This is a genomic window from Stenotrophomonas sp. STEN018, assembly GCF_056760235.1.
Map to the genome: position 1 here is coordinate 1 of NZ_JBRREK010000057.1, position 25277 is coordinate 25277.

Sequence of the window (25277 nt, forward strand, 5' to 3'; positions counted from 1 at the left end):
CCCCCCCCCCCCCCCCCCCCCCCCCCCGCCCCCCCCCCCCCCCCCCCCCCCACCCCCCCCCCCACGCCGGCCCCCCCCGCGGGGGGGGGGGGGGCCCCCCCCCCCCCCGCGACGGTAGACCTGCGTCATCTCGGGGCCAAGCGCGTCCTGGTGCTGGTGGACGGCATCCGTTGGGTCAATGAATCCTCCGGCTCGGGCGTGGGTTCGTCGGTGGACTTGAACACCATTCCGCTGGCGATCGTGGATCGCATCGAAGTGCTGGAAGACGGCGCGTCCTCGATCTACGGTTCCGATGCAATTGCCGGCGTGGTCAACATCATCACCAGGAAGGGCGCCGAGGGCGGCCATGTCGACGTGCAGTACGGCGACTACAACCTCAAGGGCGGCGGCACCAGCAGCGTGGACCTGAGCTTTGGTGGCAGCAGCGATCGTGCGCAGTGGATTGTCGGTGCGTCGTGGTTCAAGCAGAAGGAGATCAGTTCGTCCGAATACCTGTGGGCGCGCGAGCCGGTCCCCGGCACCGGCCTGTCCAACGGCAGCTCGGCCACCCCCGGTGGCCGCACGGTGTTTGCGCCGCCGGATGGCAACAACACCTATGGCGGCCTGTGTCCGCTCGGCCAGGACGCAGCCGGCAATCCCATCCCCGGTTCGGCGACGTGCAACATCACCTTGCCCAATGGCGCCAGCTTCGCCGGTGGGTCCGCTTTCCCCGGTGACTTCATCCGCTTTGGTACTGCCAACCGCTTCAACTTCGCGCCCTACAACCTGCTGCTGACCCCAAACGAGCGTAAATCGGTGTTCGGCCAGGTGCGCTTCGAGTTCACCCCGAATGTCAGCGGCTGGTTCCGCGGCCTGTACAGTGAACGCGAGTCGGCCAACCAGGCCGCGCCGGAGCCGATCTTCCTCGGCACCGATGCCGGTGTGTACAACGACTGGGCCGAAACCAAGCTGGTCATCTCGGCCAACAATCCGTACAACCCGTTCGGTTTCGACCTGACCACGATGGGCGCCAATCCCAACCTGTTCCTGCTCGGCCGACGACCGGTAGAAGGTGGGCCGCGCCGCTACGAGCAGGACGTGAAAACCTGGTACGCCGCCGGCGGGCTGGATGGCGTGTTCGAGGTCAACCAACGCACCTGGAACTGGGACGTCAATGTGATGTCCAGTGAAAGCAAGGCGACCCAGACCAATACCGGCAGCTACAACATCAAGCACATCAACCAGGCGCTGGGCGATCCGGCAGCCTGTGCGGCAATCGCCGGTTGCGTGCCACTGAACCTGTTTGGCGGCCCCGGCACCATCACCCCGCAGATGCTGGCGTGGATCTCGCCGATCGTGCGTGACCGCAGCAAGAACACGCTGTCGCTGGGCTCGGCCAACATCACCGGCGAATTGTTCGACATCTGGGCCGGGCCGGTGTCCTTCGCCGCCGGTGCCGAATGGCGCCGCTACAAGGGCGAGTACCATCCCGACCCGATCACCATCGCCGGTGAGTACAACGGCGTGCCGTCGGGCGTGACCATCGGCAGTTACTCGGTGAAGGAAGCCTACGTCGAGTTCGACGTGCCGCTGGCGCGCGGAGGTTTCTGGGGCAAGAGCCTGGACCTGAGCATTGCCGGCCGCTATTCGGACTACTCCACCTTCGGCGGTACCAACACCGGCAAGATCGGCCTGCGCTGGCAGCCAGCCGATGAACTATTGCTGCGCATGTCGTTCGCACAGGGCTTCCGTGCGCCGTCAATCGGCGAGTTGTACGGCACGCTGAGCCGCTTCGATGCCACCATCGTCGACCCCTGCAACAACGCCGCATCGACCACACCCAAGTGCGTTGCCGATGGCGTACCGCCGGGCTACGAGCAGGCCAACCCGCAGATCTCGGTGGTGACCTCCGGCAACCGCGACCTGCAGCCGGAAGAGAGCCGCTCGTTCATGGCTGGCGCGGTGTGGAGCCCGAGCTGGGCCGAAGACAGCAGCTGGGCCAGCAAACTGGACCTGGGTATCACCTTCTACCGCCACACCATCGACAAGGCGATCCAGGCGCCGGATGCGCAGGCCATCATGGACCGCTGCATCGACAGCCGCGATGCCGTTGCCTGTGCCAGCTATACCCGCAACGATCGTGGCCAGATCGTCCGCTTCGAGGACATCCTCGCCAACCTCGGCACCATCAACACCAGCGGCTGGGACTTCAACGCACATTGGCTGTTGCCGGAAACCGGCTGGGGTCAGCTCGGTTTCGATTGGAAGGCGACCTGGGTATCCCGCTATGAGCTGGTCAACGAGTCCGGCCAGCCGGAGCCGAAGGGCCCGGGTATCGAAGTCAATGACAGCTCCATTCCCGAGTGGAGCTCAACCCTGAGCACCAACTGGGACTTCCGCAACTGGAACGTGAACTGGACGATGCGTTACATCGACCGTCTGCGCGAAAGCTGCGCCGGTGCCAATGGCTTTGCGATCTGCACCGACAGCGTTGCCGATCAGCATTGGCTGGGCGCGACGACTTATCACGACGCACAGATCAGCTGGCGCACCGATGCGTGGATGAAGGGCGTGAAGGTCAGCGTTGGCGTCAACAACGTGTTCGACAAGAACCCGCCGATCTGCCTGAGCTGCACGCTCAATGGCTATGACCCGGGAACCTACGACCTGCCCGGCCGCTACACCTACGCCAAGCTCAGCATGGATTTCTGAGTTGGATGATGACCAAGGGAGCCGCGAGGCTCCCTTGGTTTACTGCCGCTTTGTTTTTGTGGGAACGGCGTAAGCCGTGAAGCTGGCGATGCCTGAAGCCGTATGAAGATTGCAACTGCAGATCAAGCTGCAGCTGCGAGGCTATGAGCTTCGCGGTTTACACCGCTCCCACAAAGGCATGGGAAAAGCTGCGAGCTCTCAGCGCAGGAACGCGCCGGCCAGTGCCATCAACAACAGTACCAGCACCGGCAGCATCGACAGACCGAAACCCAGGCCGCGGCTGGACGGGTTGCCGACATAGGCGCGCCAGTAGATGAAGCGGCCAATCAGATACACCGCGCCGATACCTGCCACCCATTCGGCTGGCCAGAAGCGTGCGGCGATCAGCATGGACGGCAGCAGCGCGACCATCAGCTCCAAGGTGTTCATCTGCACGCGGTACGCGCGCTCGAAGCCTTCGTGGCCGGTAACGGCGGGTGCTTTGATGCCGTAGCGGCCACGTGCGCGGCCAACCAAGACAATGAAGTACAGGTATTGCAGCACCACCAGGGCGGTGACGATTTCTACGTAATGCATGCTGATCTCCGCTGAACGCGTGTCTTGAAGTAGGTCGAGGGTAACAAGCTGAGCGATGGCTTGGCTCTGCTCCCTCCCTTTGGCCGAAGGCCAAGGGGAGGGTTGGGGAGGGGTGCTTTGGCTTTGGCTCGATGCAACAGCTAAAGCAGAATCAAAAGCTCCCCCCATCCGCCCTTCGGGCACCTTCCCCCGCAAGCGGGAGAAGAAAAAGCCTAGCTGCCTGGCAATAGGGACAGCCTCCCTGTCCTGACACTCAGGCCGGAATATTCTTCTTCGGTGAAGCCTTCTTCGCAGCTTTCTTCACCGCAGGCTTGGCTTCCACTTCCACTTCCACTTCCACTTCCACTTCCACTTCCACTTCCACCACAGCTTCAGCAACCGGCTCAACTTCAACAGCCTCACTGGACGCAGCCGCTGCTTCAACAGCAACCGGCACATCCACTGCATCTTCCGCACTGGCCTGCGCCATCGCACCACGTGCGCGCGCCGGCAGCTTCAAGCGATTGCCTTCGTCGTCGTACTCGATCAGCAGCACGCCCGAATCGTGGCGGCCACTGATCTCGACGAAGCAGGCGCCGCCGATGAACGGCTCCAGCGTCATCACCGACTTCAGCGGGGTGGCCACCACCATCTGGAAACCGAAGTTCTCGAAGATGTTCATCGCCAGCGCGGTGAATTCGTTATCGGCCTTGTCGAAGGCTTCGTCCAATACCACTGCAGCGTAGCGCGGCAGTTCGCCATCTTCGCCGCCCAGCTGGTAGCGCAACGCAGCAGCCAAACAGGTGGTGGCCAACTTCTGCCGCTGGCCACCGGACTTGCCGGCGCCGCTGCGATAGATTTCGACCTGCTCGCGGGTCTCTGAATCCAACTCGACGCCGATGAACTCCACATGCAGACGCACGTCGAGCACCTGCTCACGCCAGCGACGCAGCTCCGGTTCCTGCGCGCCGAGACGGCGCACCAGCTCGCGCAGCACGTTGAACTGCGACTCGGCCAGCGAGCGGTCTTCGGTCTGCTGGTGGGTCAACACCGCACGCAGCTGCAGCTGGAAGTCCTGCACTTCCGGCAGGCGCCGGTCGTGTACGTCGATGGCCAGCACGGTGCCGCGGTTGAACGCCACCTGCTCCAGCGAGGCGTTGACCTCGTCCATGCGCTGCTTGATCGCCTTGTGCGCTTCAGCAGTGTGGCGTTGCAGGGCCAGCAGGTTGTTCTTGCTCTGGGTCTGCAGCAATTCGAAGAAGCGACCTTCGTGGCGCGGCAAGCCGTCACTTTCCAGTCGGGTCAAACGCGCAAGGAAATCGTCGGCGCTGGTCAGCGACACGGTGAAGTCACCGGAGTCTTCCGGCCACTGCTGGGTGTATTTGCGGAAGCAATCGAGCAGATGCTGGGTCAACTTGGCATCGCGGCCCTGGCTGCTGCCGAGCTCTTCGGCCAGCCCACGTTCGACCACGCGGAAGTGGCTTTCCAGGCTTTCCAGGTTCAAGCCCGGCAGGATGTTCAAACGCTCTTCAAGACCTTCGCGCTGCAACTCGGTCAGCGGTGCACTGGCGACGCGCGCCTGGCCGTTGTCACGCAGCTGCTCCAGGCGTGCACGCTCGCGCGAGAACTGGCCACGCTCAAGCCGCACGTCTTCATAGGTGCGCTTGCCCTGGTCACGCAGGCCGCGGGTCAATTCGATCTGCTGACCGATTCGCGCCAAGGCGGTGTCGCCTTCGCGCAGGTCAACCAGCTGTTCGTCGATATCACTCAGGCGCTGCAGGCGCGGGCCGACATCGATTTCATCCCAGTCGCGCTCGATCAACGAATGCGCTGCCAACTGCTTTTCCTGCCCACTCTCGCGCTGCTTGCGCAGCATCGCCACATCAGCCTCGCTGCGTGCGATGCGCTGCGCAAGCTCCTGGCCTTCACGCTCGAACACGCGACGCTTGTCGCGGTTGTCATGGCCCAACATCCAGCGCTTGCGATCGTTGACCGCGTGGCGGTCATCCTTTTCGTAGCGGTCGCCGGGATGCTTGATCTGGCCTTCGCGGGTCAGCGCACGGTCTTCGCTGCGCAACTGGCCTGCGTTTTCCACGCAGGTGTAATCAAAGCGGCGCTGCAGTTCGTTATAGACCCAGTCGCCGTACGGATGGTCGCGCAGCTGCAGCTTGTGGATCAGCGAACGCTTCTCCGGCTCGCGTGCATGCAGCAGCTCATTGTCACGGATGCGGAAGTAGACCAGCTTGGTGCCCAGATGGGTACGGTTGGCCCATTCGGCGACCTGCTGGTGATTCTTCTCGTCGACCAGCAGCGATTGCGCGAAACCATGCAACACGCGCTCGATCGCACCGCGCCAGCCGATCTGGTCTTCGCGCACCTGGATCAGCTCGCCGACGAACGGCAGCGCGGACTCGGACAGGCCGGTGTCATCGCATAAACGTGCGCGCAGCTGCTGCAGCGGTGCCGGGATCGAGCTCGGCGTGGCCTTCAGCGATTCCAGCTCCACCCGCAGTGCGGCGAAACGCTTTTCGTCATCGCGGCGCTCGGCCATGCGCTCGGCGATGGCGTCGTCCACGGTGCCAGCGCCGGACTTGGTGCCGTCGATCAATGCACGTGCCTGCTCCACCTGTTCGGAGAAGCCGCTGGCGGTTTCGGCCAGGGCCATGCCGAGCTGGCGGCAGGCGCCCTCCAACTGCTTGCGGCGACGGCTGCGTTCTTCGACTTCGCGCTCGACGCGGGTGCGCTCGCGTTCCAGTTCGTCGACGCGCTCGCCGCCCTGCTCGCGCTGCTGGCGTTCCAGCTCGACCAGCTTCTGTTCGTGGTTGTCCAGCGATTGCCGGCGCTGCCCTTCCTCGCCCATCAGGCCGCGGTCGAGCATTTCCACTTCTTTCAGGCGCTCGTTGACCAGCTCCAGACGCTTTTCCTCGCGGAAGCCGTCGATGCCGATCTGCAGGTCGCGCAGCGTTGCCACGCCTTTGCGCAGCGTCATCAGGTCCTGGTGGAAATCACGCGCCGGGGTCAGCGTTTCAACCTGACGGCGCGCGGTAACCACGGCGTGGTGGGCGCCATCGAGTTCGGCGAAGTCATCGACCAGACGGTCGGCGGCTTCGAAGGTACGCGGCTCTTCCAGCATGAAGCCACGCAGGAAACCGTTGAGGTCACCAAGGTTTTTGGCCGACTGGGTCTTGTGCAGCAGACGCAACGCCATGTCGTTGCCGATGCCCAGCAGATGACGGAAGCGCTCGGCGTAACCGGTGAAGCTGTCGAAGTGACCGACGTCTTCGCCCAGGCGACCGCGCAGCTTGCGCAGGTCCAGGTCGAAGCCTTCCATCTCTTTGGCCAGGTCGAAGCGACGCGGGATCACCATGTAGTGCTTGCGCACATCATTGGCCGAGGTGCCGGCACCGGCGATCCAGAACAGCCGCACGATCGACACCGCGTCGCCGCGGGCGGTGTGGTATTCCAGCGCCAATGCGCTCCAAGTGGCGCCCTTGCGCAGGTACTGGGTGGCGATTTCGCCGGACTCGCTGTCCTGCTGGTCGGCCCAGGCGCCGCGCACATACGACACCAGCGAGCGGTCGCGACCAGAGCGTTCGGCTTCGCGTGCGGCGGCGTTGAAGTCGACGATGCTCGGCGGCGTCAGCAGCGCGCTCATGCCATCAAGCAAAGTTGACTTGCCCGAGCCGGAGCGGCCGACGAACAGGAAGCCACGTTCGGCGATCGGCACTTCGGTCAGGCCGGAGAACGTACCCCAGTTGAGCACCTGCAGACGGCGCATGCGGAACTGGTTCGCGCGCGCATCGCTGGCCGGGTCGTTGAACAACGCGGCGTTGGGAAGCAAGGTGTGGGACGTGGTTTCCATACGGCTCATCCTTCAGCCGCCACGCGGCGCGCGGCGGTGGTCATTCTGGTCAGCGTGGCGTGGGTGCCAGGCATCATTCGGCGGTGGTGCCGCTGGTGTTTTCTTCGTCGTCGGCGACCGCATCGTCGACAGCATCGCCGTCGCGCAACTGGCGGTAAGCCTCGACCAGCACCTGCACGTCCTCGGCCGAGAACAGCAGCTTCAGCGCTGGCGATACTTCGTAACGGTCCTCGCTGCCACGCAGCTTGGACAGCAGCTGGTTCTCGCGCATCTTGGCGATGGCGGCTGCAACCCGCTTGCCGTAACCGGCCTGATCAGTGGAGACGTTCTTCTGGTAGATGCTCATCGCTTCCACCAGCTGGAACTCGGCCACCACCGCACGTTCGCCGCGGGTATCGGCTTCGGCCAGCTGCTGGCGCAGGAACAGCAGCAGCACCGACTCTATGAAGGTCAGCGGCGCGGCGCGCAGCAGGTTGGGCGAATCCAGTTCGGCGGTATCGGCCTGGCGGGTGAAAGCGACGCCGCCGTCACGGTCCAGCACCAGTTCCAGGAACAGCTCGCACAGCAGGCTGCGCACTTCGTCTTCGTTGCGCAGCAGTGCAGACCATTGCGCTGGCTGGCGCTGGGCGTCGACGCTGGGGCCGGCCAGCAGCAGGCACAGCGCGCGGCGTGCATCGACCGGCAAGCGGCCGCTGTCGCCGACGAACAATGCCCCGCCGCTCAAGGTGGGTGCCGGCGCGACGGGCGCGCTGATGGCTTCGCTATCGGTTTCGGTCTCAGACCAGTTCATCGCGTCTTTCCTTGAGGAACCAGATCAGCGGCACGCGGGCGCGTCGCACCACGCCGTCACCACCGGTCCATTCCACGGTTTCGAGTTGGTCGGTCATCACCTTGCCATGGCGGGTGCCGATGGAGAGATAGCCGATCACGCTGCCCAGGCCCTGCCGCGCCGGCCGCTCGCGCAATACCTGCGAGATGCTCAGGCGCGGGCGTGAACCCAGCAGCATGAAGAGATTGTCTTTCAAGGTGCGCACATCGATTTCCGACTGCGCGACCAGATCGCCGACGCTGTCGAGGGTGATCTCGGCGGCTTCGGCGTAATAGATGGAGGTGTCGACCTGATGCGTGCGCGGGTCGTGCAGGCGCCACTGGCCGATCGAGCGCACGCGCGCCGAGGACAGCGGCAGCACGAAGCCGGTAGGCGCGGTCGGCCGCACTTCTTCGCGCAGCTGCAGGGCCTGGCCCTGCGCCTGCTTGAGCAGCTGGTTGAGCCGGCGCTGTTCCAGATAGCCGCGGCTCTGCACGAAGCCACGCAGGCTGCGGGCGAAATGCTGCATCACCTCGTGCACCTGACCGCCGCGCTCCAGCAAGGTGCTGGTGAAGTTGCGCAGGAAGTTGCGCTCGTTGCGGTCCAGCTTGCGGGTGAAGCCACGGTTGAGCACGGTGTCCAGCGCGGCGTCGAGTTCACCGCTGCGGCGCGGATCATTGAGCAAGTCCCAGAAGGCCTGGAAGCTGCGCCCGGCATCGGATTCGCCAATCACATCGACGCCATTGAACAGGCGGTCGAGCACGTCGCCACGCGCGCCTTCGTCGTCGATGATGCGTTCACGGAAGCGGCGGTTGAGCTGCTCGAAGTCATCGCGCACGCGGCGGAAGTCCTCGGCCAGATCATCGGCCAGGCGGATCACGTCACGGGTGCGTTCCAGCGCGCGCTTGCCATCCAGCGCGCTGACCTTGCCGGTGGACACCTGGGCGATCTCGGCATCGATGCGGTCGCGCTCGGCCTTCAATGCGGCCAAGCGTGCTTCCGGATCGGCCTCGGTCTGCTGCGCCAGCTGCGAGATCTGCTGCATCACCATCGCCAAGCGGCTTTCGGTGGCCAGGCTGGCGTTGTGCTCGATACCGGCAATGAAGCGGATGGCCTGCACGGCGTGCCGCGACAGCTCGTATTCCTCTTCGCTCGCGCCTTCAGGCAGGCGCCGTACCAGCCAGCCCTGGGCCAGCCAGTAGGCGATGTAGGCCGGCGCGGTGCGCGGCAACTCGACCTCGAGCTCCTCGCCATTGAGCGTGTCCAGCTGCTGCTGCAGGCGCTCGGCGAGGATGGAGCCGGGAATGCGGCGGTCCGCTTCCAGCAGCAGGCCCTGCAACAGGCCGACCAGCACCGGCGCACGGTCAGAGGCCAGCAGTTTCCATAGCGGCTGCTCGCGCAGACGCTGGTAGCCGGCGATACGTTGGCGGTACTTCATCGAGCGCGTGCGATCCCTGGGCTCAGCGTCGGGCGTGGCCGACTTCGATGAAACGCAGGAACTCGGCGCGGGTACGCGCGTCGTCATGGAAGGTGCCGCGCATGCGCGAGGTGACCATGCTGACGCCACGCTTGTGGATGCCGCGGGTGGTCATGCACTCGTGTGCGCCTTCCACCACGATGCCCACGCCCATCGGCTGCAGTACGTCCTGGATGACGTCGGCGATCTGTGCGGTCATCTTTTCCTGCACCTGGAAGCGACGCGCATAGGCCTCGACCACACGAGCCAGCTTGGAGATGCCAACCACGCGGCCGTTGGGGATGTAGCCGACGTGCACACGGCCGATGATCGGCGCCATGTGGTGCTCGCAGTGGCTTTCGTACTCGATGTCGCGCAGCACGATCATTTCGTCGTAGCCGGCCACTTCCTCGAAGGTACGGGCCAGATACTCGCGCGGGTCGTCGTTATAGCCCTTGAACCAATCGCCATAGGCCTCGGCTACCCGCCGCGGGGTGTCGAGCAGGCCTTCGCGGGAGGGATCTTCACCGGCCCAGCGCAGCAGGGTGCGCACGGCGTCTTCGGCCTGGGCTTGGGTGACGGACGGGTTCTTGGGATCGGCCATTACAGAACTGCGCTTGGATTACGGGGTAGACATGCTACCAGCCGGGGGTGAGAAGGAGCATTTACGGCACCTTGACCGGCCCCGCCGAGCCGGGCGCGCAAAATCTATTTCATTGTTTTATATGGGATTTTTCAAAACCGGCCGATCCGCCGGTTCAATGTGCCTGCCCTGCGGCCTGCTTGGCCGCCACGGTATCGCGCTCCAGCGCCTGCAACAGACTGGGCGCACGCGGGTTGGCGATATCGGCAACGCGCCAACTGCCGCCCTGGCGCTGCAGGGTCAACTGCAGCTGCAAAGGGTGCTGGGGGTCGTCGAGCTGGGTGCTGGCACGCAGCTGGCCGTCGGCCAGTGGCTGGATATCGAAGCTGAGCTGGCGCAGGTCCTGCGCGGTGTCCTGGCAGTCACAGAGCGGATCTCCGTCCAGATAGCCTACTTCGCCGGCGTACGCGTCGCTATTGGCCTGCATCGCGGCGATCAGGGCCGGCGTGTAGACCTCTTCGTCGGGCAGGATGGCGTCCAGCCCGGCGTCGGGGTGGTAGCCGGCGTAGATGTGGCTGAGGAAGCTGCGGGCGTTGCTGATGTCCTGGGCGGTGCTGGTCGTTGCCGTTGCTGGCTCCGGCTTGGCGGGGGTGGGGGCGTCCTTGTTGCAGCCGGTCAGGGCCAGGAGCAGCAGTGCAGTGGTTACCAGGGTTTTCATGGGCGTCCTTGCGGTGTTCTGTGATCGGGTCTTTTTAGGCGGGACTGTTGGGGAAAGCAAAGGCTTTGAAGCACCCCTCCCCAACCCTCCCCTTCGCCTACGGCGAAAGGGAGGGAGACAGGCGCTGCGCCAAGCCGGACCAGCGGCTGGCGTGGCGGGCCAGCGACGCTTCGATCACCTCGGCGCTACCGGCCAGATGCAGGCCGTTACGGGCGCGGGTGATGCCGGTGTAGAGCAGCTCGCGGCTGAGCACGCGGTTGTCGCGGCGTGGCAGCTGCAGCCAGACCTGATCGAACTCCGAGCCCTGCGCCTTGTGCACGGTCATCGCGAATGCGCTTTCGTGCAGCGGTAGGGCCGCCGGGTGGAAGGCACGCGGCTTGGCCGGGTCGTCGCCGGGGAACCAGGCGCTGACGCTGCGGCCGTCGCCATCACGCAGGCAGATGCCGACGTCGCCGTTGAACAGACGATGGCGGTAGCTGTTCTCGCCAATGATCAGCAGGCGACCGTGGAACCAGCCCGGGCCCAGCGCGCGGCCACGGGTGCCGGCCAGCAGGTCTTCGATGCGGGCGTTGAGTCCGCGTGCGCCCTGCGGGCCTTCGCGTACGGCGGTGAGCAGGCGCATGCGGCCCGCAAGCGCCAGAGCATCGGCGGGCGTGGCCGCGTCGGCCAGTGCCTGCCAGTACTGCTGCAGCGGCTCACGCCAGGCCTGCAGCGGATCGATATCGCCTTCGTGGAAGTGCACGCCGGCCAGCTGCCCGTCGCGTAGCAGTTGCAACGCCTGAATAGCATCGCCGTCGCGCATGGCAGCGGCCAGCGGTGCGAGCTGCAGGGCTTCGCTCTGCCGGTAGCCGCGCTGCAGCTGCACGCGCGCGCCGGCGAAGTCGGCGGGCTTGGTTTCGATCGCATCGACTGGCAAGTCGCCCAGCAGCGGGCGCAGTGCGTCTGCATCCGTTGCAGTGGTGCGTTGGCCATCGCCGGCGGCGCGGAGGATGGCGCTGAGCACGTCGCCGGCTTCCACCGACGGCAGCTGATCGGGATCACCGAGCAGCACCAGGCGGGTGCCGGGAGCGATGGCCTCGACCAGCTTGGTCATCAGCGGCAGGTCGATCATCGAGGCCTCGTCGACCACGATGACGTCATAAGGCAACGGGTTGTCGGCGTGGTGGCGGAAGCGCGGTGAATCGGGGATCACGCCGAGCAGGCGGTGCAAGGTGGTGCCGGTGGTTGGCAGTTGTTCGCACAGGGCGCTGTCGATGCCTTGCGCCGAGAGCTTCTGCAGGGCGTGGCGCAGGCTTTCGGCCATGCGCTCGGCGGCGCGGCCGGTTGGCGCGGCCAGGGCGACGCGTGGTGCTGGTTGGCTTGTGGCCTGTGCCTGTGCGGCCAGCAGCACCAGCAGGCGGGTGATGGTGGTGGTCTTGCCGGTGCCGGGGCCGCCGGTGACCAGCAGCAGGTTGTGGCGCAGGGCGGTGGCTGCTGCTCTTGCCTGGTGGTCTAAAAGCTTCCCCTCATCCGCCCTTCGGCCACCTTCTCCCGCAGGCGGGAGAAGGGAGAGGTCCAGCTGCTCGGCCGTCTGCGAGTCTTGCAGCGCTGCACGCTTCTTGCCCCCTCTCCCACCGGGAGAGGGCTGGGGTGAGGGTGCGCCGAACAGATCAGCCTGCTGGATTGCAGGCACCGCCTGCCCTGGGAACAAGCGTGCAAACACTTGCGCCAACCCAGCCACATCACCATCAGCAACCGGCGCCTGCCCGATCCGCTGCAACCCCGCCGCCAAGCGGCGTTCGTACTCGCGGTAACGACGCAGATACAGCAGCCCGTTCTCCCATACCAAGGGTGCCTGCTGCGACTCCACGCTGTTATCCACAGCTGTGGATATCCACTTCGATGCCTCCAGCTGGGCAGTCCACGCTTCGGCAGCCGGCCATTCCACACCGGCATCCACCAAACGTTGCGGTTGGGTCGGATCAAAGCCGGCGTGGCCCTGCGATACCGCCAGCGAGGCCAGCGCCGCTGCAGCCAGCACCGCATCCGGCGTTTCCGCATCCAGGCGGCGCAGGCTTTGCGCCAAGGCATGATCCAGCGCGCGCAGGGCGCCGGCTTTGTTCAATGCGGCCAGCAGGCTCATGCCTCGCCTCCCAGTCGTGCCAACAACGCCGCGTGACCTTCGCGGCCACCGGCAAACAATTCGTCCACCGCGTGCACCAGCTCTGGCGCGAAGTTGTGCGCATACAGGCCCGGCGACTGCGGCCGCATTGCATCCAGCCCACGACAGAACAGATAGCGGATGCCACCGAAGTCACGCGCATAGTCGTAACCGGCACCGATGCGGAAACGCAACCAGCGGTGCAGGGCCACGGTGTAGATCAGCGCCTGCAGGTCGTACTCGCTGTGCCGCATGGCCGCGTCCAGTTGCGCCGGGGCGTAGTCCGGCAAACGATTGGACTTGTAATCGAGCACATACCAACGCCCGTCGCGGACGTAGGTAAGGTCGATCTTGCCGGTCATCAGCCCTTCCAGCTGGCGGCGCAGGCCGAAGCCGTTGCGACCGCGTACAACCCCGTGGGCATGCAGCGCGCGCAGCAGTGCCGGCACCGTGGTCGGCTGCATGGCGAAGTGGAACTCGATTTCGGCGCGGCGATCGCCTTCGTCCAGCGAATGCAGGGCGCCGCCTTCGGGCAAGGTGACGGTCAGGGTCTGGCCGATCAGTTCGGTCAGAAGCGCCACACCGTCTTCGATCTCTTCATCGATATAGCCATCCGCACGCATGGCCTTGGCGATGATCCCGCCCTGCCCTTCCGGTGCCGGTTCGGTGGGCTGCCAATCGCGCCAGACGCCGAAGTCGACATTCTCCAATGCGGCATGCAGCACGTTGCCGAAACGGCTGCCGGCAAAACGCGGATCAAACACTTCCGGCTGTGCGCTGGCGGCTTCATTGGCCGGCTCGGCATCGACGTCGACCTGCGCCGGTTCGTCGGCGGCACCGCCGCTGTCTTCGGTAGCAGCGGCCGCGGTGTCGTGGCCGCCTTCGGCATGGGCGAGCTGGGTGAAGCTGTAGACCCACCAGTCGTGCGGCACGCTGCGGCGCACCTCGCGTACCGGCGGCAGAGCCTGCTCGCGTTCGGGCGGCAGGCGCGCCGGCGCTGGGCCGCTGTCGTCTTCGATCACCTGGATGTCGGCGTGCTCGGGCAAGCCCTGCAGCATCGGCCCGAGCCGCGAGGTCGCCAAGCCAGTCAAGGCACCGCCACTTATCCACAAGGCATGCTCGGCGCGGGTCAGGCCGACGTAGAGCAGACGCGCGGTTTCGGCCTCCTCATCGGCGTTGACCTGCTGGCCGACGGCCTTCCAGTCGGGATCTTCCTTGTCGATCTTCCAGTGCAATACGCGCTGTTCGCCGTCATGCACGGTGCGGTGGTTGCTGCTGTCCGGCGCATTGGTGGCGATGCCGACAAAGGGCAGATAGACCAGCGGGTATTCCAGGCCCTTGCTCTTGTGCAGGGTGATGATCTGCACGCGGCGGGCGTCGGATTCCAGCCGCAGCAGCTGCGCTTCGTCGCCTTCATCGGCATGCGCGATCTGTGCCTGCAGCCAATCGAGCAGGCCGTGCAGGCCGATGCTGCGGTTGCTGGCTTCCTGCAGGGCTTCGGCCAGCTGCAGGTAGTTGGTCAGGCGGCGCTCACCGTCGATCAGCAGCAGTAGACGTTCGGCCTGTTCGGCGCACAGGTCCGACAGCAGGGCGAGCATGCCACCGCGCTGCCAACGCTCACGCCATTGCAGCAGACGTTCCTGATGCAGGCGCTGTTGTTCGCCTTCGTGTTCCATCGCGGCGATGGCGGCTGCGCTTTCGCCCAGCAGCACGGTAGCCAGCGCAGCGCGCAGGCGGCCTTCGTCGGCCGGCTGCAGCAGGGCCAGCAACAGCAGGCGCAGTTCGTGCGCCTCGGCGCTGGCGAACAGACTCTGCTTGCCTGCAGCTACCGCTGGGATGCCGAGCGCGGCCAAGGCCTGCTGCACGCGTGAAGCTTCCTTATGCGAGCGCACCAGCACGGCGATATCACCCGGCTGCACCGGCTTGCCATCGACCAATGCACGCTCTTCGCGGGCGGCACTGAGCACCCTGTGGATATCCGCCACGCAGGCCGCGGTGGCGGCGTCGCGCGAGGCATCGGCCTTCAACGGTTTGCCGTCGGCATCGCCTGCGATCAGCTGCAAGGTCAATGCCGGCGCGGGTTTGCCGTCCAACAGATAGTCGGCGTCGCCGCGCTTGCTGCCCGGCAGTACCGGCTCGAACTGGATGCGCTCGTCGAGGAAGGCTTCGGGGCCGGCGTTGTCGTACAAGGCCTGGATCGCGCGCAGCACGCCCGGGCGTGAGCGGAAGTTGCGATCCAGCGCCGGCGCGGCTTCGGCCAGTGCTTTGGCCTGCAAATAGGTATGCACGTCGCCGCCACGGAAGCCGTAGATGGCCTGCTTGGGGTCACCGATCAGGAACAGCGCGGCATCACCCTCATCGGCTGCGAATACGCGGCGGAAGATGTCCCACTGGCGCGGGTCGGTGTCCTGAAATTCGTCGACCAGGGCAAAACGATATTGCGCGCGCAGGCGTTCGGCCAGATGCGCGCCGTGCGGGCCGTGCAAGGCATTGGCGACGTTGTCGATCAGGTCGTCGTAGGTCTGCTGGCGGCGCAACTGCTTGAGCTGGGCCAGCCGCTGGCGGACTTCGCTGCGCAGCTGGTGCAGCAGCACGATCGACTGCTGCCGCTGCCACTGCGTCACCTGTGCCAGGGCGAGCAAGTAATCGGCGATCAGCGGCTGCAGCGGCGATTGCGGGGTGCTGCCGGCCTTGGCCTTGTTGGTCTTGGCAGTGAGCGCGTCCAAGGTCAGCCGCTCCAGACGTTCGTCCAGTTCGGCGGTCGGATCAGGGTGACGGCTCCACTGCAGCAGTTGCTGGAACAGCGGCTCGATCCAATCGGGCTTGTAGCTGGCCTTGTTGAGGATGCCGCCTTCCAGCGCGCCTCGCAGTTGTTGCAGGTAGGTTTCGCCGTGCTCGGCGATGCCGGCGGCCAGACGCTGCGCTGCGCCGTCGCGGAACGGGCGGGTGTCTTCGATCAGGGTCTGCGGTGGCTGTGGATAAAGCGGCAGCTCGGCCGCCAATGCGGGCAGATCCCGGGCCAGTGCATCCGGACTTTTCCACAGGCCGAGCAGCGCTTCCAGATGCTCGCCCTGTCCTGCATGCAGGCGCCACAGGTCGGCAGCCAGTTCGGCGTGCAGTTCGCGGGTATTGGCCAACAGCTCGGGGGCGGCGAAGGTGTGGCCGCTTTCCAGAGCGTATTCGCCCAATACCCGGGTACAGAAGCCGTGGATGGTGAAGATCGAGGCCAGATCGGTTTCTTCAGCGGCGATGCGCAGGCGCCGGCCCAGTTGCGCGGCACTCTCGCTGCCCTGCTGCAGATGACGTTGCAGGATGGCGCGGGTCAGCGTGGTTTCCGGGCTGTCACTGTCGTCCGGGGTGCTGTCGACCACCCGCGCAGCCAGTTCCAGGCGCTCGCGGATGCGCTTGCGCAGCTCCTGGGTAGCCGCGTCGGTAAAGGTCACCGCAAGAATCTGGCCCATGCGCAGGCCTTGTTCCACCACCAGACGGGTGAACAGCGTGGCCAGGGTGAACGTCTTGCCGGTGCCGGCGCTGGCCTCGATCAGGCGCAGACCATCCAGCGGCAAGTGCAGATACGGGTCCTGCTGCAGCGCTTCGGTGCTCATGCGCCGGCTCCGTTCGCGGCATCGGTTTCAGCGTCGAAATCGGGCAAAACTCGGCCCTCGCGTAGCGCGGTAAATATCAACAAGGCGTTGTGGATAAATCTGTGAGTAGTGCCTGGCGAAGCGAACGGATCGGTGCCGCGCAAGGCCAATTGCAGGGCTTCGCCGTTGCGCTCGCCCCAGCTGTGTTCGCTGCCGAACCAGCGCGCCTGCGCCGCGTTTTCACGCTTGTCATCGTCGGCGTTGTAGATCTCCCAACCGGTGTAGGGAGCGAACAGCAGCGGCGCCTGCATTCCTTCGGAACGTAGACGCAGCAAGGCTTTCAAAGCTTCCTGCGCAGCCTCTGCAGACAGCTCTGGAAGCCGATGCGGGCCATAGCCAGCCTGCCCGTTGTCATGGAACTGCAGCATCGATGACGGCACACCGGCAGCGTTCACCAGCAGCCAATCCAGGCCACCGCGCAGCACATAGGCCCCCCCTGGCGAGCCCGCCTGCAGGCGGATCAGGCCCTGTGGATGAATTTGCTCGACACGCCCGTGCAGACGCACGCCATCGAGCTCAACTTCGTAGCGCTGTGAGTCCAGCGGCTGGCCGTCGTACCACTGCGAGAACGTTTCCGCGCAGGGCCGGATGCGGCTGAGCATGCGTTCGAACTGCTGCCGCCCAAGGGCACCGGAAGGCAACAAAGCGCGGGCACGCAGGCGCTGGTACAGGCCGGCTTCGCGGCCCTGCAGCAGGGCGGCGAGCACGTGTTGCTGCAAGGAGGAATGCAGGCGGCCGCCACCGGGTACCAGCAGCGGCTCGATGTCTTCACTGTCATCGATTTCACCGGCCAATCGTAGTCCCAGGCGCTGACTGAGGAACTGCCCGGCCGGGTCACTGATGAAGCGCCGCAAGGCATCCAACGACAGACTGTCGTCATTGAGCACGGTGGGCAGCGGTGCATTCAGTGGGCCGTCGAACCACGGCGCCAAGCGTTGCCGGCTGCCGCCGACCGCGCTGGCGGCCGGATGCCACTGGCGCCGGTAGCTGAAGCGACGCGGTTCGCCATCGCCGCCAAATGCCGCCGTGGCGAACGGCTGCAGCGGATGCCGCACCACCAGCTGTTTGCGCGCGGCGGCACTTTCCAGGTGATACGCCGATGCCGCATTGACCAGTTCGCTGACCAGCACCGAAGGCTCGCGCACACTGCCGTCGCGGGCATCGGCGCCGAGATAGCTCAGGTAGAACACGTCCTGCGCGGACGCGAACAGCTGCAGGAACAGGAAGCGGTCGTCCTCGCGCAGCGAGCGGTCACCGTAGCGACGGCGCTCGGTGCCCAGCTCGGCGGTAAGCCGGCTCAAGCCAGCTGCCGGGTCGCGGCGCGGGAAATCACCGTCGTTCAAGCCCAGCACGCAGATCACCCGAAACGGCAGCAGACGCATCGGCACCATGCGGCCGAAGCTGATACCGCCGGTCAGCAACGGCGCGCGGGTATCAGCTTCGGACAGCACCGAGGCGAAATGCGCGCGCACGACTTCGGCCGGTACCGGTGCGTTGAAACCGGCGCTGTTGGCTTCCTCGGCGAATTCGTTGACCAGCTTGCGCAGGCGGTCCAGCGCGCGCACAGCGGACGGTTCGGTCGGCGTTTCCGGCAACAGCGCCAGCAACAGACCGAGCAGGCGCTCGCGCCATTGGTTGGGAGTCAGTGCTTCAGCCAAGGTCTTCTGGTGGCGGGCCAATACACGCAGCAAGCGAATCAACGCATCCAGCGCCGCCAAAGCACCGCCTTCCAGTTCCGGCCACGGCGCGACGCCAGCGATGTCTTCATCACTGCCGCTGGCGTGGCCGAGCAGCAGCCGGTCCAACGCGAACTGCCAGGTGTAGGCATCGTCGGCCGGCGCCTGATGCTGCTTGCGATGGCCAGCATCCAGGCCCCAGCGCGCGCCGGCTGCCTGCAGCCAGCCATGCAGGCGTTCGAATGCAGCCGCGTCCAGACCGGAGGCGGACGCCAACGGCGCGCTGGACAGCAGGTCGAGGATTTCATTGAGGCCGAAGCGCGACACCGGCAGGCCCAGCAGCTGCACGAACACCTCGGCCAGCGGCTCGCCCTGCAGCGGGCTGGCATCGGCCAACGCCCACGGAATATGCGCATCGTTGCCGCCACGGCCGCCGAATACCGATTCCAGGTAGGGCACGTAAGGGTCGATATCCGGCGCCAGCACCGCGATCTCGCGTGGCTGCAGCGGCGGGTCAAAACGCGGGTCTTCCAGCAGCGCACGCAGCTGGTCGTGCAACACCTGCATCTCGCGCAGACGGGTGTGGCAGGCGTGGATCTGGATGCTGGGGTCGTCCACCCGCAGCGCGGCGCGCAACGGCGGCGAGGGCAGCGCGCGGCGGTGGAACAGGTCGGCCTGCAGGCGGTGCAACAGGCTATCTCCGAGCCCGCCGTCATCCAAACCGGGGACGGGAATGCTCTCCGGGTCGACGTAGGCGGCGATTTCGCCGCTGGGGTGCACCACTTCGTAGTCGCCCAGCACCGCCATGAAGTCACGGCCGGCTTCGCCCCAGGCCTGCAGCAGCGGGTTTTCGCCGGCCTCGATACCGAACGGCTCGGCGAGGCCGCTGCGCAGCTTTTCTTTCAGCGTCTGCAGGTCACCCCAATAAGAACGCGTTGGCGTCGGCATATAGAAGTGCAGCGTACCGACCCGCGCCTGGGTGGCGATCACCCGCAGCACGTCCGGTGAGACGTTGAGCGTGGCAAAGGCGAACAGGCGCTGCGGCAGCCCCTGCGGCAAGGGCTGGTGCTCACCTTCAAAGCGGGCCAGATAGTCGTTGATGCGACGTGCGCGGTAGTTCTGGCCACCAGCGATATGCCGCCACAGGATGGCCTGCGGGTCGTCCGGCTCGGCGCCGTCCTCCCAGCGCAGCAGCCAGTCGCGGCGCCAGGCCTGGTACTTCTCGAACACCCCGCCCAGCTCGGCCGCCAGCGCCCACGGGCGCAGCGGATCATTGCGGTCCAGGTAGGCACGCAGCCCGCCCATCGCCGGTTTCTGCATCAAGCTGCTGTCGGTCAACGCCCCATACAAACGCCAGTGCAGCCCGGTCGCACCGAGGTCATCACGCTCGCCCGGCACATTGGCTTTCAATGCCTTGGCGACGAACTCGCCAGGCGTCAAAAATTCCAGGTTGGCCGACACGCCATATTCGGCGGCCAGCGTGGACTGCAGCCAACGGCGCATCGCCACCTGCGGGATCAGGACGATGTCGGCAGCCAGCAAGGGCTGGCCGGGCGCCGGCTCGCGCAGCGCATGGGCCAACAGCTGGGCCAGCACATCCAGGGCATTGGAGTGGTACAGGCGAAAATCGGGGGCATTGCTCATCGCGCCATCTTGCCGCAGCAGCATCGCAGGGGGCGAGACATGAATGCATTGCGCACAGTCCAGAGCGGCTGACTCTCCCATCCCCTGCACACTGTGTTGCTGACAAAGCCCCAAGCTGTGCATGGCGCTGAGCGCTGACAATGAGACAATACTGCACGGTCCAGTACGCTTATGTTCAGGCGCCGCTGGCAATCCTAGAACGTTGGTTTTCCGTTAAAGGCCGTCATGCCCTCAGCCCGGACTCCCTTGGTGCAGTTGTCCAACGTGCGAATCGATCGCGGCGGACGCACCATCCTGCGCGACGTTTCGCTGCAGGTACCGCGTGGCAGCATCACCGCTGTGCTCGGCCCTTCGGGCAGTGGCAAGTCGACGATGTTGGCGGCGCTGACCGGTGAGTTGCGGCCTGTATCCGGCACTGTGCAGCTGTTTGGTCGGGATATCCCGCACGGTAACCGTGATCTGCTGGAGATGCGCAAGAACGTCGGCGTGCTGCTGCAGGGCAACGGTCTGCTGACCGACCTGAGCGTGGCCGACAACGTCGCGCTGCCGTTGCGTGCACATACCAAACTGCCGGAGCCGGTGCTGCAGCGCCTGGTGCAGATGAAGCTGCATGCGGTTGGTCTGCTGGCCGCTGCCGATGCCTGGCCGCGCGAGTTGTCCGGCGGCATGGCGCGGCGCGTTGCCTTGGCCCGCGCCTTGGCCTTGGACCCGCCGTTGATGATCTACGACGAGCCGCTGACCGGGCTGGACCCGATCGCCTCGGGCGTGATCATGAGCCTGATCCAGCGCTTGAACGACAGCCTCGGCCTGACCAGCATCATCGTCAGCCACCATGTCCACGAGACCCTGCCGATCAGCGATCAGGCAGTGGTGATCGCCAATGGCGGCATCGTGTTCTCCGGCACACCGGACGAGCTGCAGGCCAGCACCGACCCACTGGTGCGGCAATTCCTGCACGGCGAACCGGACGGCCCGATTCCGTTCGATGCACCGACGCGTAATTACGGGCTGGAGAACGCGTGATGCTGACGCTACGCGAAATGCGTGATTCCTGCCCCCTCTCCCGCATGGCGGGAGAGGGCTGGGGTGAGGGTGCTTTTAAAGCACGTGGAGCAAAAGCTTCCCTCATCCGCCCTTCGGGCACCTTCCCCCGCTTGCGGGAGAAGGGAGAACAGCCCTGCAGCCGTCGCGCTCTGGGAGCAGCTTCCTGATGCCTTTCACCTCCTCCATCCGCTCGCTGGGCCGTGCCGGGCTGTTCTCGCTGACCGTGCTGCGTGGCTCGCTGCCGACGCGTGACTTCCTGGCCGAGCTGACCCGCGAGATCTACAAGATCGGCGCGCGTTCGCTGCCGATCATCGCCGTTGGCGGCGCCTTCGTCGGTCTGGTGCTGACCCTGCAGGGCTACCGCACGCTGACCACCTTTGGTGCCTCCGATGCGTTGTCCACCCTGCTCGGTCTGTCGCTGTACCGCGAACTGGCGCCGGTGCTGACCGCGCTGCTGTTCATCGGCCGCGCCGGCAGCTCGATCGCCGCCGAGCTCGGCCTGATGCGGGCCACCGACCAGATCAAGGCGCTGGAGCTGATGGCCATCGACCCGATCGCCAAGGCCGTTGCGCCGCGCTTCTGGGCGGCGGTGCTGACCGTGCCGCTGCTGACCGGCATCTTCTGCTCGCTGGCCATTGCCGGTGGTTACTTCGAAGCGGTGCACATCCTGGGCCAGGACAACGGCACGTTCTGGTCGGGGCTGCGCGGCAGCGTCGATTTCTGGGACGACTTTGCCGTGGCCCTGCTCAAGTCGGCGATCTTCGGTGGTACCGCTGCACTGGTTGCGGCCTATGTCGGCTTCCACGCCGAGCCGACCATCGAAGGCACCTCGGTGGCCACCACCCGCGCGGTGGTGAACGCCTCGTTGCTGGTGCTGATGTTCAACTTCGTGCTGTCGGCGCTGCTGTTCCAGTGATGCGAGTCCCTCGCAGAAGCCCGCACATGCGTGTGCGGGGATCAAACAAACAACCGAACAACCCGCTTCGCTGTGCGAAGCACCAGATGGATCAGGAGTAAGACACAACATGGCCATCCGTGGACCCAGACTCGAATTTTCCGTCGGCGCCTTCCTGCTGCTGGCCCTGGCCTCGCTGCTGGTGCTGGCCGTCGCCTCCACCAACCAGCGCTTCGGCACCGGCGGTGGCGGCTATGAACTGAAGGCCCGTTTCAGCCAGATCGGACAGTTGCGCAAGCAGGCACCAGTGAAGGTTGGCGGTGTGACGATCGGCCAAGTAGCTGACATTCAGCTGGACCCGATTAAATACGATTCCATCGTGACCTTGTCGCTGGACAGCAAGTTCAAGGACCTGCCCGCCGACACCTCCGCCGGTATCTATACCAGCGGTCTGTTGGGCGAAAGCTATATCGGACTGCAGCCCGGCGGCGATCCGGACGTATTGAAGTCCGGTGACGAAATCGTCTTCACCCAGCCGGCGGTGGATCTGCTGCAGCTGGTTGGCAAGTACATGTTCAGCGGCGGCGGCAACACCGGCGCGGCTGCCAATGAAACCCACGGCGCAGACGCGCCCGCTACGGAACCGCAACCATGAAAGTGAAACTGCTCACCATCGTGCTCGCCTCAGTCCTGCTGGCCGCTGCACCGTCGGTCACGCTGGCACAGACGCGCCCGGCTGCCACCGCCGCACAGCCTTCGGCTGCCGCACGCACCGTGCTGGATTCCAGCACCCGCATCATCAACGCCCTGCAGACCCGCCGCGCTGAGTTCCGCGCCAACCCGGCAACCCTGCGCAGCTATATCGATGGCGAGCTGAGCCGCGCCTTCGACCGCGACTACGCGGCCCGCCTGGTGCTGGGCGTGCATGGCCGCGGCGCCGCCGATGCCGACGTGAAGCTGTTCGCCGATGCCATGGCCGACAACCTGATGTCGCGTTACGGCTCGGCCCTGCTCGATATCCAGGGCAAGCCCAGCTTCCGCTACAAGAGCGAGCAGCCGCTGCCGGGCAACCGCGGCGTCAAGGTCTCCACCGAGCTGGTCCGCGCCGGCAGCGAGCCGACCCCGGTCGAATACCTGATGCGCAATGTGGATGGCCAGTGGAAGATCTTCGACGTCATGATCGAAGGCATCTCCTACGTGCAGACCTTCAAGAACCAGTTCGACGCCCCGCTGCGGCAGAAGTCGATCAAGCAGGTCGCCACCGAACTGCGCAGCGGCAGCATGCAGGCCAATGCGGGTCCGGCCGCTCCCCGTGGCAAGTAACGCCACCTTCCGCACCGAGGGCGACACCCTGCTGCTGGCAGGCGTGATCAACCGCGAGGCGGTGGTTGCGCTGTGGCCGCAGCTGACGCGGGCGCTTGCGCCTGTGCGTCAGCTCGACCTGGCTGCGGTTGATGGCATCGACAGCGCCGGCTTGGCGTTGCTGGGTGAACTGGCCGCACGTCTGCGGGCGCACGGTGGCGGCAACGTCAGCGGCAGCCCGGCCGGTCTGGACGAACTGTGCGCAGCCTACCGGCTGTCAGCGTCCCTCGATTTCAACACCTCATCAGCAGGAAGCTGACATGAAACTTTTCCGCACCCTCCTCCTCCTGCTCAGTGTGGCGACACTTGCCGCCTGTGCTGGCAAGCCTGCGCGCGATGCGCTGCCGGCTTCCACCGTGGTTGCACCGCAGGCCGCTGAACAAACCGTCGACACAGCCGCTGCTGTGCCAGTGCAGGACACTGCGAGCACAGCTACCGCCGACAGCGCGCAGAACACTGCAGCAGCCAGCGATGGCACGGTCCCGACTGGTGCCGAAGACGACTTCGCTGCGCTGTATGGTGGCCCGGCGCCGAGCGCTGAAGGTGAGACTGCTGGGGCCGCCGCAAGCGTGACCTACGACCCGTGGGAGAAGTACAACCGCGGCGTGCACAGCTTCAACAATGCGGTGGACCGCGCCGTCGCACGTCCGTTGGCCACGGCCTACGTCAATGTGGTGCCGCAGTTCGCACGTACCGGTGTCAGCAACTTCTTCAGCAACCTGCGTTCACCGCTGACCGTGGTCAACCAGCTGCTGCAAGGCCATGCCGACGATGCCTGGGACACGCTGGGCCGGTTTTTGATGAACTCCACCTTCGGTATCGGTGGTCTGTTCGATCCGGCCAGCAAGGCGATGGTGCCCAAGCGCAGCGAAGACTTCGGTCAGACCTTGGGCGCGTGGGGCTGGCGTCGTTCGCGTTACGTGGAGCTGCCGTTCTTCGGCCCGCGTACCGTGCGTGATGTGTTCGGCCTGGCTGGTGATATTCCGCTGTCGCCGATGCGGCAGATCGAGATGGACAAGGTTCGCATTGGTCTGCAGGGTCTGCAGCTGGTGGATATGCGTGCACAGCTGATGGCAGTGGATTCGCTGCGTGACACCGCGGTGGACGAATACGCATTGACCCGCGATGCCTGGCTGCAGCGCCGCAATTACCAGATCGAGAAAGATCTGCGCCGCGACCGCAAGCACGACGATGACGACCAGATGACGATCCCGGTTGACGCAATGCCGATGCCGAACTGGGGCGACTGATTCTGCTCGCCGCTGGATGAAAAAAGCCCGGGGAAACCCGGGCTTTTTTCTAATTCTCTGCAAGCAAATATCATTTTTGCATCTTATTGGATACACAAATTGCATCCTAAGCTACTTAAGAACCCGTCAAGTACATTTTACTTAGCCTAGCGCCTTCAAAACCATTCCAAACAGCTCTGCTGCGCGACTCGTCGAGCCAATGGCACCACGAACTAGCGCCTCATCCTTGTGCCTCTGCTGATGCCCTCCTGCAGCGTATATGAGGAACGGCACATCAAAGCCTCGCATCCTTATTTCAGAAAGAAGCGTGTAGCCTGCCCTCATGTCCGGTGGGCGTCCCATATCCGAAATAACCAGATCAAACTCCTTTCTTTGCAATGCAGAAAGTGCTTGCTCCGTTGAAGTTGCTAAGGAGATTCTTATTCCGAGCGATTCGAATGAGTCCCTCTCAGCTTCATTGTTTGTTGGCTCATCGTCTACCCAAAGTATTTTGGCTCCGCTAGCTTTACGCGCAGCTTTGCTGGTTAGAACGTCTGAAACCACATTTGTTGCATCCAAAGCAGCCTGTGTTGCAGTTGTTTCATCTTTACTAGTCGCTGCTCCGGCAGCCGCCAAAAGAGTTGCCGCCTCGAGCTGCCTTCTTTTTAGCGATGCCTCGACTCCTCCCCCTTTGAATGAGAGCTCACTTAGATTCTCAAGAAATACTCGAATAGCCGCCCTAAAGCGAAGAACGATAAAAAGAATCAACAAGGGCCACGCCATTCCTGAAAGTAACGTAGCAAACACGCTGAGCAATTTGGTGAAATCATCTATCGCCATAATCAATGACCCAAGTGACCACTAAGGAAGGTCTGAACAATCAGCTCATACCCTTTGTTATGCAGCGATTGAACTAGCGCAGTCGGCAGCCTGCATCAAATCGGTAACTTTCATGCCTAACTTCGCACAG

Annotated in this window: 16 protein-coding genes and 1 pseudogene; 7 read left to right on the top strand and 10 right to left on the bottom strand. The window is 64.9% G+C overall.

Annotated features, from left to right (window positions below):
* A partial coding sequence (locus ACVOMB_RS17625) for a TonB-dependent receptor domain-containing protein (protein WP_481532366.1) occupies positions 1-2691 on the top strand: 2691 nt, incomplete at its 5' end.
* Positions 2692-2889: 198 nt separating this feature from the next.
* Here the strand turns inward: ACVOMB_RS17625 and ACVOMB_RS17630 are convergent.
* From ACVOMB_RS17630 to recC, 9 genes and pseudogenes are all read right to left on the bottom strand, one after another.
* Positions 2890-3267, bottom strand: coding sequence for an MAPEG family protein (locus ACVOMB_RS17630; RefSeq protein WP_481532367.1), 378 nt, complete (start codon positions 3265-3267; stop codon positions 2890-2892).
* A gap of 400 nt (positions 3268-3667) precedes the next feature.
* Positions 3668-7024 (bottom strand): annotated as a pseudogene (locus ACVOMB_RS17635) (ATP-binding protein); the annotation flags it as partial.
* Between the two features lie 157 nt (positions 7025-7181).
* Positions 7182-7898 (bottom strand): DUF4194 domain-containing protein, encoded by a 717-nt coding sequence (locus tag ACVOMB_RS17640; protein WP_481532368.1) that lies wholly within the window; start codon positions 7896-7898, stop codon positions 7182-7184.
* Entirely contained in the window at positions 7885-9354 is a 1470-nt protein-coding gene (locus ACVOMB_RS17645) for a DUF3375 domain-containing protein (RefSeq protein ID WP_481515433.1), read from the bottom strand. The genes ACVOMB_RS17640 and ACVOMB_RS17645 overlap by 14 nt, the downstream gene beginning before the upstream one ends.
* 22 nt (positions 9355-9376) lie before the next feature.
* Positions 9377-9976 carry a GTP cyclohydrolase I FolE gene (gene folE / locus ACVOMB_RS17650; RefSeq protein ID WP_303748099.1) on the bottom strand — a complete coding sequence of 200 codons (600 nt, stop codon included), beginning with the start codon at positions 9974-9976 and terminating at the stop codon, positions 9377-9379.
* Between the two features lie 154 nt (positions 9977-10130).
* Positions 10131-10673, bottom strand: a complete 543-nt coding sequence (locus ACVOMB_RS17655) for a DUF3828 domain-containing protein (protein ID WP_481532369.1) — start codon at positions 10671-10673, stop codon at positions 10131-10133.
* 97 nt (positions 10674-10770) lie between these two features.
* On the bottom strand, positions 10771-12795 hold the full coding sequence (gene recD, locus ACVOMB_RS17660; protein WP_481532370.1) for an exodeoxyribonuclease V subunit alpha: 2025 nt from the start codon (positions 12793-12795) through the stop codon (positions 10771-10773).
* On the bottom strand, positions 12792-16418 hold the full coding sequence (recB, locus tag ACVOMB_RS17665; protein ID WP_481532371.1) for an exodeoxyribonuclease V subunit beta: 3627 nt from the start codon (positions 16416-16418) through the stop codon (positions 12792-12794). Before recB ends, recD begins: the two co-directional genes overlap by 4 nt.
* Positions 16415-19777 carry an exodeoxyribonuclease V subunit gamma gene (gene recC, locus ACVOMB_RS17670; RefSeq protein ID WP_481532372.1) on the bottom strand — a complete coding sequence of 1121 codons (3363 nt, stop codon included), beginning with the start codon at positions 19775-19777 and terminating at the stop codon, positions 16415-16417. Before recC ends, recB begins: the two co-directional genes overlap by 4 nt.
* Positions 19778-20002: 225 nt before the next feature.
* Between recC and ACVOMB_RS17675 the strand changes: the two genes are divergently transcribed.
* From ACVOMB_RS17675 to ACVOMB_RS17700, 6 genes are all read left to right on the top strand, one after another.
* Positions 20003-20800: an ABC transporter ATP-binding protein gene (locus tag ACVOMB_RS17675; protein WP_481532373.1), complete on the top strand. Its 798-nt coding sequence runs from the start codon at positions 20003-20005 to the stop codon at positions 20798-20800.
* Positions 20801-20987: 187 nt separating this feature from the next.
* Positions 20988-21737 (top strand): MlaE family lipid ABC transporter permease subunit, encoded by a 750-nt coding sequence (locus tag ACVOMB_RS17680; RefSeq protein WP_057629957.1) that lies wholly within the window; start codon positions 20988-20990, stop codon positions 21735-21737.
* A 109-nt stretch (positions 21738-21846) separates the two neighbouring features.
* Positions 21847-22371, top strand: coding sequence for an outer membrane lipid asymmetry maintenance protein MlaD (mlaD, locus tag ACVOMB_RS17685; RefSeq protein ID WP_481532374.1), 525 nt, complete (start codon positions 21847-21849; stop codon positions 22369-22371).
* Entirely contained in the window at positions 22368-23039 is a 672-nt protein-coding gene (locus ACVOMB_RS17690; RefSeq protein ID WP_481532375.1) for an MlaC/ttg2D family ABC transporter substrate-binding protein, read from the top strand. Before mlaD ends, ACVOMB_RS17690 begins: the two co-directional genes overlap by 4 nt.
* Positions 23008-23337, top strand: a complete 330-nt coding sequence (locus ACVOMB_RS17695; protein ID WP_481532376.1) for an STAS domain-containing protein — start codon at positions 23008-23010, stop codon at positions 23335-23337. The genes ACVOMB_RS17690 and ACVOMB_RS17695 overlap by 32 nt, the downstream gene beginning before the upstream one ends.
* A gap of 1 nt (position 23338) precedes the next feature.
* A complete protein-coding gene (locus ACVOMB_RS17700; RefSeq protein WP_481532377.1) occupies positions 23339-24328 on the top strand; it encodes an MlaA family lipoprotein in 990 nt (329 codons plus the stop codon).
* 141 nt (positions 24329-24469) lie between these two features.
* Here the strand turns inward: ACVOMB_RS17700 and ACVOMB_RS17705 are convergent, their stop codons facing one another.
* Positions 24470-25147, bottom strand: coding sequence for a response regulator (locus ACVOMB_RS17705; protein WP_481532378.1), 678 nt, complete (start codon positions 25145-25147; stop codon positions 24470-24472).
* Positions 25148-25277: the final 130 nt, after the last annotated feature.